This window comes from Pseudoalteromonas sp. NEC-BIFX-2020_002 (genome assembly GCF_013002825.1).
In the GTDB taxonomy this organism is placed as follows: Bacteria; Pseudomonadota; Gammaproteobacteria; order Enterobacterales; family Alteromonadaceae; genus Pseudoalteromonas; species Pseudoalteromonas neustonica.
Map to the genome: position 1 here is coordinate 156,059 of NZ_JABEPJ010000012.1, position 7,477 is coordinate 163,535.

Below are 7,477 nucleotides of genomic sequence, written 5' to 3' on the forward strand. Positions count from 1 at the left end.
CCGCGCGGTTTAGGTCCTTGCAATGCCAAGAGCTGCGCGAGGTGCTGTGGTTAAGTAATTCCGCCTACGGGGTGTATGGGTGTTTGGGTTTACGTAGGCGGGGCTTTACGCCGCGCGGTTTAGGTCCATGCAATGCCAAGAGCTGCGCGAGGTGCTGTGGTTAAGTAATTCCGCCTACGGGTTGGCATTGGACGGGGTGTTTAACAACTTATAACTTACAACTTACAACTTATAACTTACAACTCAATTTTTATAGCTAATTACCTGAGAGGTTTCTATGTCACATCTACTATTTAACGACTCTTTCATTAACGGTGAATTTTACTCCACCGATAAAAACTTCAGTGTTGATGACCCCGCCACACAGCAAAGCATCATCATGGTGAGTGACGTAGATGATATTGGGGTTCATAAAGCAATTAATACCGCTCACGATGCATTTATTAAACTAAAATTAACCAATGCAACAACGCGTAGCAATGTGCTAATGCGTTGGTATGATCTAGTAATACAAAATAAACAAACGCTTGCTGAGTTAATGACTAAAGAGCAAGGCAAGCCTCTAAAAGAAGCACTTGGTGAAGTTGACTACGGGGCTGCGTTTATCAAATGGTACGCTGAACAAGCTAAGCGTAGTTATGGTGATGTCATACCTGCAACAGATAATAACCACCGTTTAACCAGCTTTAAGCAACCAGTTGGTGTAGTTGCAGGAATAACACCATGGAACTTCCCGATTGCAATGGTGACACGTAAAGTAGCACCAGCCTACGCAGCTGGTTGTAGCTTTGTTCTAAAACCTTCAGAACACACGCCTTTATGTGCACTCGCATTAGCATATTTAGCTGATCAAGCTGGTTTTGAAAAAGGTGCATTTAATGTATTACTAAGCGAAGATGCGCCGCGTGTTGGTAAAATTATGACGGAATCAAACATCGTGCGTAAGTTCACTTTTACCGGCTCAACCGGTGTTGGTAAGCAGTTGCTTACTCAGTGCGCCTCTACAGTCAAACGCACATCAATGGAGTTAGGCGGTAATGCACCCTTTATTATTTTTGATAATGCCGATTTAGATGAAGCCGTAACAGGTTTGATGGGCGCTAAATTTAGAAATGGCGGGCAAACCTGCGTCGCCGCTAATCGTATTTTTGTACAGCGCAGCATACTAGATCAAGTTGTCGATAAATTAGCTAAAAAAGTTGCAACATTAAAAGTGGGCAACGGCTTTGACGAAAATACCGACATTGGCCCACTTATTTACCCTAAAGCCAAACAAAAAGTGCAAGAGTTAGTGGCTGATGCAAAAGCAAAAGGCGCAATTCAAATAAGTGATGATGTGCAGCTAGTGGGTAGTTTTCAAGCGCCACTTATTTTAACTGGCGTTAATCCAAAGATGGATATTTATCACCAAGAAGTATTTGGCCCCGTAGTTAGTATTATTGTATTTGATGAAGAGGCTGAAGTGCTCGCACTTGCCAATGATGTACCTTATGGTCTTGCCGCGTATTTTTATAGTCAAAACATCAAGCAAATTTATCGTGTAAGTGAAGCGCTGGAATACGGAATGGTCGGTATTAACGAAGGGCTAATTTCAAACCCTGTGGCTCCATTCGGTGGTGTGAAACAGTCAGGCCTTGGGCGTGAAGGGGGGTATCAAGGGTTAGACGAATACCTCGAAGAAAAATATGTGTGCATCAAGCTCTAAGCTGCAATTTACGCTATATTTTTCTGAAGAAAACCTGATTAAGTTAATTATTGATAGCGCTGTCATTGCGGTTTTTATATGATGGTGTTGAATAAATAACAAAAAGAAGGGCTACGCTGGGGACAATACGTAGCCTTAAGGTTTAAACGAGGAGAGAGCAATGGATTTCAAAAAGCGCGCTTTAGCCAGTCTAATCGCTGCACTGCCACTTATGGCCCAGGCCCAGTTTTCACAAAACGACGTTAATAGTTTTGCAAAAGAAACCACACTGACATTTGCAGTGGTTGATAACTTTCACAATAAAGATGCGGGCTTTTTAGGTAAAATCATACTTAATAACCAATCTGATGTTGCACTTGCTGCAGGTGAAAGCGATTGGCAGCTTTATATTCACTCCGTACGTAAAATAAATACTGAGCATGTTGCAGGTTTAAACATTGAACATGTGAATGGTGATTTACACCGCATAGTACCAACCAAAGACTTTAAAGGTTTGCCTGCAGGTAAAAGTTTAGAGATAGAATTTGATGCTCAAGTATGGGTTGTTGCTTATACCGACTTTATGCCGCGTGCCTTTTTTGTGTCAGGTGATCACAAACCGGCTATTTTCGCTAACACAGATAGCGAAGACATGAGTCAATTTGTAGCCCCGTTTGAGCGTGAAAACCAACTTCGCCGTTATAACGAGCCAAAAGACCGTACAGTACTAATCACGCCAGAAGTGCGTTTTGAACGAAACCAACAAACAACTACAAAAGTATCTCAAGAAGATGCGCTAAAACGCATCATTCCAAAGCCACAAAAAGTTGAGTTTAACCGTGGTGTTGCCAAGCTGGATAATAGCTGGCAAATACGTTTTCAAGGTCAGTTAAAAAATGAAACCATGGTTTTCATGCAAGACCTACAAAATGATTATGGCTTAACCTTAAAAGCAGAGCCTGATCACATAAAAGCAAATAAAGAAAAGCTGATCAGCCTAAAGGTAAACCCACAATTAGCTAACGGTAAAAGCGAAAGCTATACCTTAGAAATTGATGACGACCGTATTGATATTGTTGGTAGTGACAATGCCGGTGTGTTTTATGCAATGCAAAGCCTGCTTAATTTATTACCAGCAAACAGCCAAGGTGCGGTTGAAGTTCCGCAGCTAGAGCTTGAAGATAGTCCGCGTTATGGCTGGCGTGGCATGCATTACGATAATGGTCGTAACTACCATGGTAAAGACGCAATGTTCAAACTTGTTGAACAAATGGCGCGTTATAAAATGAACAAACTACACTGGCATTTTTCTGAAGATGAAGGCTGGCGTTTAGAAATTCCAGGCCTACCAGAGCTAACAGATATTGGTGGTTATCGCTGTTTTGATCTTGAAGAAAAAGAATGTCTATTAACTCAGCTAGGTACCGGGCCATTTAAATCAGGCTCAGGTAACGGCTACCTTACACGCAGCGAGTTTGTTGAACTGCTCACATTTGCCAGAGACCGTCATATTCAAATCATTCCTGAAATTGAAGGTCCAGGCCATGCGCGTGCATCGATAAAAGCAATGGAAGCGCGTTACCATAAGCTTGCCGATGAAGCTCAAAAAGTAGCTAAAAATAATCTTATTAATAAAAAGAATACTAAAAAAGAAGCGCAGCAAGTTGATATTAGCGCCGCAACACAGTATTTGCTAAGCGATCCAAACGACACGTCAGTTTATATGACGGTGCAAAACTACAAAGATAACTCAATGAATGTGTGTATGGATTCAACTTACGCATTTTTAGATAAAGTAACCTACGAGCTACAACAAATGTACCGTGAAGCGGGGGTTCAACTTACTAACCTTCACTTTGGTGGTGATGAAGTAGGTGCGGGGTCTTGGGTAGATTCACCAATATGCCAAGCGATGTTTGCCGACCCTAACAACGGCGTTGCAGGCGCAGGTGATTTAAAGCCTTACTTTACCCAGCGCGTTGCCAAACTACTTGAAAAGCGCGGTATTTCACCAGGCGCATGGGAAGATGGGTTAATGTATGATCGCACAAACCCATTTAAGCGTGATGAATTTCCAAATAAAACCTTTACAGCAAATGTATGGGATAATATTTGGGAGTGGGGCGTAGCTGATAGAGCCTATCGCCTAGCAAATGCAGGTTACCAAGTGATTTTATCGCACGGTACACACCTATACTTTGATCACCCTTATGAGGCTCACCCAGAAGAGCGTGGTTACTACTGGGCAACGCGTTATACCGATACCAAAAAAGCATTTAACTATATGCCTGATGATGTGTATGCGAATGCCGATTACACACGCACGCGTGAGCCAATTGAAAATCTAGAGGCGTTAGTTGGTCGCCCGTTACCGCAACTTGAAAAACCTGAAAATATTTTAGGTATGCAAGGGCAGGTATGGTCAGAAACCATTCGTACTGAAGATCAAGTATTAGCGATGATCTTCCCACGTATATTGTCTGTGGCAGAACGTGCATGGCATAAAGCACCATGGGAAGGCGAAAAGGTTGATACAAAAACCCAAGAAAAAGATTGGGCGCAGTTTTCTGCCGCTGTTGGTTTGAAAGAGTTAACAAAACTCGTAAATGCGGGTGTTAATGTGAATCTGCCAGTACCCGGTGGGATAGTGAATAACGGTAAGTTACAAGTTAATACCCCGTTTGCTTATTTACAAACAGAATATAGTTTAGATAATGGGGCAACGTGGCTTGCGTATACAGCTCCGATCAGTGTTTCTAAAGAGCAATCTATTGCACTTAGAAGTAGCTTAAACGATAAAAGTAAAAGTAGAATTACGTATATAAATTAATGTTTTAGTAATAAATATGTATTTGAAAGGGCCGCAAGGCCCTTTTTTTGTATGCTTGTAAAGTAAATAGTTACTAGTAATATGGCTACAATTGACGTAATGTTTTATGGCAGCGCTGTCATTTTTGTTGCGATAATGTTATTTTTATCTCGCAAAAGTGTTATACAATACAGCAACGCTAATCGTCGAATTAAGTTAATAATTATAACGATAGATCGCAACAAGAAGATGTTAATGGAAGCCACTGTGTCAAAATCAAATAATCAAAGTAATTTTATACCCATGGCCATTGTCGCCACTCTATTTTTTATATTAGGGTTTGCAACGTGGTTAAATGGCTCTCTTATGCCTTACTTAAAGCAGGTATTGCAGCTAAGCCCATTTCAAGCTTCTCTTATTTTATTCTCATTTTATATAGCGGTCACATTTACAGCTGTACCCTCGGCGATGATCATACGTAAAGTGGGCTACAAAAACGGCATGGCGCTAGGCATGGCGACTATGATGGTTGCAGGTTTATTGTTTATTCCTGCGGCAAAAACACAAGTTTTTGCATTGTTTTTATTCGCACAATTAGTGATGGGTGCTGGCCAAACATTATTACAAACAGCAGTTAATCCATATGTTGTGCGTATAGGGCCTGAAGAATCAGCCGCGGCACGCGTAAGTGTAATGGGTATATTGAATAAAGGTGCAGGCGTTATTGCACCAATCGTATTTACAGCATTAATCCTAAGTGACTTTACTGGTTTAGTAGGCAAAGAGTTAACGCAATTAGAAATTGATGCAATGGCAAATAGCTTAATTTACCCTTATTTAGGTATGGCTTTATTTATAGGTGCATTAGCATTTGCAGTAACAAAAATGCCATTACCTGAGTTACAAGATGATGAAGACCAAGGTGCCAAAGGGCAAGTAAAAGAAGCGCTTTCTCATCCAAGTCTTGCATTAGGTGTATTAGCATTATTTGTGTATGTTGCGGTAGAAGTGATAGCAGGTGACACAATTGGCACCTTTGCGTTATCACTAGGTATTGAACAATATAGCATAATGACTTCTTACACTATGGGCTGTATGGTACTAGGCTATATTTTAGGTATTGCACTCATTCCACGATTTATTTCACAACAAGTCGCATTAAGTGCATCAGCGATTTTAGGCTGTATATTAACGTTGGCAGTTGTATTTAGCGATACTAGTTCTGTAGTTGTTGCAACAGCACTTGGTTTAGAAGTACAGTTACCTGATACCTTACTAATGATTGCAGTGTTAGGTTTTGCCAATGCAATAGTTTGGCCTGCAGTTTGGCCGCTAGCCTTGTCAGGTTTAGGTAAGTTAACAAGTGTTGGCTCTGGTTTATTGGTAATGGGTATTGCCGGTGGTGCATTTGGCCCATTATTCTGGGGTTTAGCAAGTGGTGGTGTTGATTCGGCAGAGGCACAACAAGGTGCTTATATTGTAATGCTTCCTTGTTATTTATTTATTCTTTTCTATGCTGTTAAAGGGCATAAAATGAAGAGCTGGAAATAAATGACTTCCTAGGCACTATGAAAGTGTGCAGTGGATATTTAGCTTTACAGAATTGAAGAACCTAGAACCTAATTTTTGAAAAGAATTTCTATAATGTAGAAATAATCCCGTGTGTAATGCCACCGAAAGGTGGCATTTTTTTGCCTGAAATAAAATGGTAAAGCCATAAGTTTAAGTGTAGGAACAGGCTTTAGCCGTGATGTTTTATGACGCGGGTTATGTGCAAAGCCACTCGGCGCTAAAGCGCTTTCCTACGGGTGGGTATGTGTTTTTTGTAGGAGCAGGCTTTAGCCGTGATTGGTTTCATTGAATCACAACAAGGCTCGGGTTATGTGCAAAAACCATTCGGCGCTAAAGCGCACTCCTACAACGGCTTTAAACACCAAACCATCACGTAGGAACAGGCTTTAGCCGTGATTGGCTTCATTGAATCACAACAAGGCTCGGGTTATGTGCAAAAACCATCGGCGCTAAAGCGCACTCCTACAACGGCTTTAAACACCAAACCATCACGTAGGAACAGGCTTTAGCCGTGATGTTTTACGCCCTGATAGTGTTAGTTATTCAGAGGGGTCAAATAAATACAATCCCAATGGGGGTAATCACCAAGTTGCTCAACCATTCCCGCTCTAATTGGGTTGGCAGCTATGTACCTTGATTGATGCAATAAATGTTTTTCATGTCTAATTAATGAATCATAGAAACCAGATTGCCAAATTTTCTCACTTTTATTTTTGTGCATTGAAAATGATGTACGTCCTTTTACTTTGGCTACTACTGAAGAGAGTGGAGTGTGCGTTTTAAGTTGAAATAACCAATGCACATGATCGGGCATTACTACAAAGCATATTGTTTTTGTTAAACCATTTAAGTCTGATTTTTTTAGTGAATTTATTAGAGCTCGTGCATTGTTAAATTCTGCAAAATATTTAATCCGTTGATTTGTGCACGTCGTCACAGAGTAATAGTGGTTAATAGTTGAGTAGCGATGTTGGCGTAATTTGTATGAATGAGGTTTCATTTTAATCCTTTAAATATAAAACTATTTAATAAAGTATAGATTAAATTATGCACTCGGCGCTAAAGCGCACTCCTACGTGTGGTGTGTAGGTGGCTTGTTTTGTAGGAACAGGCTTTAGCCGTGATTGGTTTCATTGAATCACAACAAGGCTCGGGTTATGTACAAAAACCATTCGGCGCTAAAGCGCTTTCCTACGGGTGGGGTATGTGTTTTTTGTAGGAACAGGCTTTAGCCGTGATTGGTTTCATTGGATCACAACAAGGCTCGGGTTATGTGCAAAAACCATCGGCGCTAAAGCGCACTCCTACGTGTGGTGTGTAGGTGGCTTGTTTTGTAGGAACAGGCTTTAGCCGTGATTGGTTTCATTGAATCACAACAAGGCTCGGGTTATGTACAAAAACCATTCGGCGCT

General features: G+C 41.0%; 4 protein-coding genes. 3 read left to right on the forward strand and 1 reads right to left on the reverse strand.

Translation table 11 applies throughout. From position 1 onward, the window contains the following. The first annotated feature begins 277 nt into the window (after window positions 1–277). The 3 genes from HJP15_RS14595 to nagP all read left to right on the forward strand — a co-directional run bounded on the left by HJP15_RS14595 (window position 278) and on the right by nagP (window position 6,044). Window positions 278–1,705 carry an NAD-dependent succinate-semialdehyde dehydrogenase gene (locus HJP15_RS14595; RefSeq protein ID WP_170174057.1) on the forward strand — a complete coding sequence of 476 codons (1,428 nt, stop codon included), beginning with the start codon at window positions 278–280 and terminating at the stop codon, window positions 1,703–1,705. Window positions 1,706–1,865: 160 nt separating this feature from the next. Beyond that, window positions 1,866–4,514: a family 20 glycosylhydrolase gene (locus HJP15_RS14600; RefSeq protein ID WP_054452808.1), complete on the forward strand. Its 2,649-nt coding sequence runs from the start codon at window positions 1,866–1,868 to the stop codon at window positions 4,512–4,514. A 234-nt stretch (window positions 4,515–4,748) separates the two neighbouring features. Then, window positions 4,749–6,044, forward strand: a complete 1,296-nt coding sequence (gene nagP, locus HJP15_RS14605; protein WP_054204557.1) for an N-acetylglucosamine MFS transporter NagP — start codon at window positions 4,749–4,751, stop codon at window positions 6,042–6,044. Between the two features lie 556 nt (window positions 6,045–6,600). Here nagP and HJP15_RS14610 read toward each other — a convergent pair. Next, window positions 6,601–7,065 (reverse strand): REP-associated tyrosine transposase, encoded by a 465-nt coding sequence (locus tag HJP15_RS14610; protein ID WP_170174058.1) that lies wholly within the window; start codon window positions 7,063–7,065, stop codon window positions 6,601–6,603. Window positions 7,066–7,477 lie beyond the last annotated feature (412 nt).